At 67.1% G+C, this 1,515-nt stretch carries 1 protein-coding gene and 2 pseudogenes; 1 reads left to right on the top strand and 2 read right to left on the bottom strand.

Annotated features, from left to right (window positions below):
* Window positions 1-92 precede the first annotated feature (92 nt).
* Entirely contained in the window at window positions 93-341 is a 249-nt protein-coding gene (locus ABT001_RS35980; RefSeq protein ID WP_502967586.1) for a hypothetical protein, read from the bottom strand.
* Window positions 301-744 (bottom strand): annotated as a pseudogene (locus tag ABT001_RS35975) (transposase family protein); the annotation flags it as partial. The gene ABT001_RS35980 and the pseudogene ABT001_RS35975, both read right to left, overlap by 41 nt.
* Window positions 745-967: 223 nt before the next feature.
* Here ABT001_RS35975 and ABT001_RS35970 point away from each other — a divergent pair.
* A pseudogene (locus ABT001_RS35970) lies at window positions 968-1,515 on the top strand (site-specific integrase); the annotation flags it as partial.

Here is a 1,515-nt window from a genome sequence, read left to right as displayed (position 1 = left end):
GGATCAGACGAAGGCCGCCCCCACGTCCGGTGAATCCCCAGGTGAGCGACCCAGTACGAGACACCGTTCGAGACCGGAAGAAAAAGAACAAGCTAGGAGACCGCACGGCGCTGTGGCGGCCGGCAGGCGTACGGTTCGAGGTTCTCGGGCTTCGGAGCGACGTCTGGACCACCGGCTCGTGCCCAGGCTGCTGTGTCTTCTGTTGCTCGGGGATCGTTGACCAAACCCAGCCGTACCGGCCTGGCGCCGGCTGCCCGGCCGGCGGCGGAAGGCTGCATCACGACGACGTTGGCCTGGTTGCGGCAGCGCCGGCGAGGCCCACCGCAGGCGGCCGTGAGGATCGGTGAGGACCTGGATGTTCATCCTGTGCCGCTTTGCCTTCCCGGAGTAGGAGGGATGGTCGGCGGCGATGCGGTCGATCCGCAGCAAGGTGCCGTCGAGAATGACGAGCGCCTTGCGGCAAACGGTGTCGATGGCCTGGCCGAGCGTGGGTGCGAGGGCGGACAAAACCTCGATGGTCTCTCGGCTGTAGCGGTAGGCGGTCGCGGTGCCGATGCCGAATCCGGCGGAGAGCTGGGCGTAGGTGTCGCCCCGTCGCAGGTGAGCGAAGGTGAGCAGGGCCCGGCGGCCCGGCGTCAGACGTCTCCATCGGGTGCCCTGGGCGCGGTGACGGGCGCGTAGTCGTTTGGTCAGGAAGCTCAGAGTGGAGCAGGACAGGTCGAGCCCGGAACGGTAGACAAGCATGCGAAGCCTCTGGCGGGACGAGTTCTCTTGGTCGAAAACCCGTCTACCAGGGGCTTCTCTGCGCTGCCAGCCCAACAGGCAGGCCCGGGCGCCAGGTTGGAACAGGCTCACTGTCTCGTCGCTCGCCACCATGAAGCTCGCCGAATACGGCAACGCGAACATGGACCTCGCTCTGCGCGACCTGGAGTTGTAAACACTCGACCCCTACCTGTCAGGCTGGCGGATGCGTGTCGTGCCCGCCCTGGGCCACGTCCCGGTCCGGATGATCACCAATGGCGTTGTCGACCGCACCGTGCAGAACTGGATCGCCGACGAGCTCAGCCGCTCAACGGTCAAGAACACCATCGCCGTTCTGGTCCGCGTCATGGAGCAGGCAGTCCGCGACGGCATCGTCAAGGTCAACCCCGCCCGGGTCACCGGGTGGCAGAAGCTTTACAAGCAGGCCGAGGACGAACTCCTTGACCCGCGCACCCTCGCCCTGCCCGACTGGGAGACACTCCTCGCACTGGCCGACGCGCTCGTGGCCGCCTCTCACGACGAGTACCGCGGCTGGGGAGAGGTGGTCATTTTCGCCGCGTGCACCGCCGCACGGATCGGGGAGATCTCAGGCTGCCGCGTCGGAGACATCGACACCACCCAGTGGATCTGGACCGTGCGGCGTCAGACCACACCCGCTCCCGGCGGGCTGACCGACAAGGGCACCAAGGGCAAGCGGGCCCGCAAGGTTCCTATCGTCGAGGAGATCCGCCCCCTCGTCGCCCAGCGCATCCT

Source organism: Streptomyces sp. NPDC002793 (assembly GCF_040295485.1).
Taxonomy (GTDB): domain Bacteria; phylum Actinomycetota; class Actinomycetes; order Streptomycetales; family Streptomycetaceae; genus Streptomyces.
Note: the sequence above shows the minus strand (reverse complement) of the source record. Positions and strands in the feature narration are given on the sequence as shown.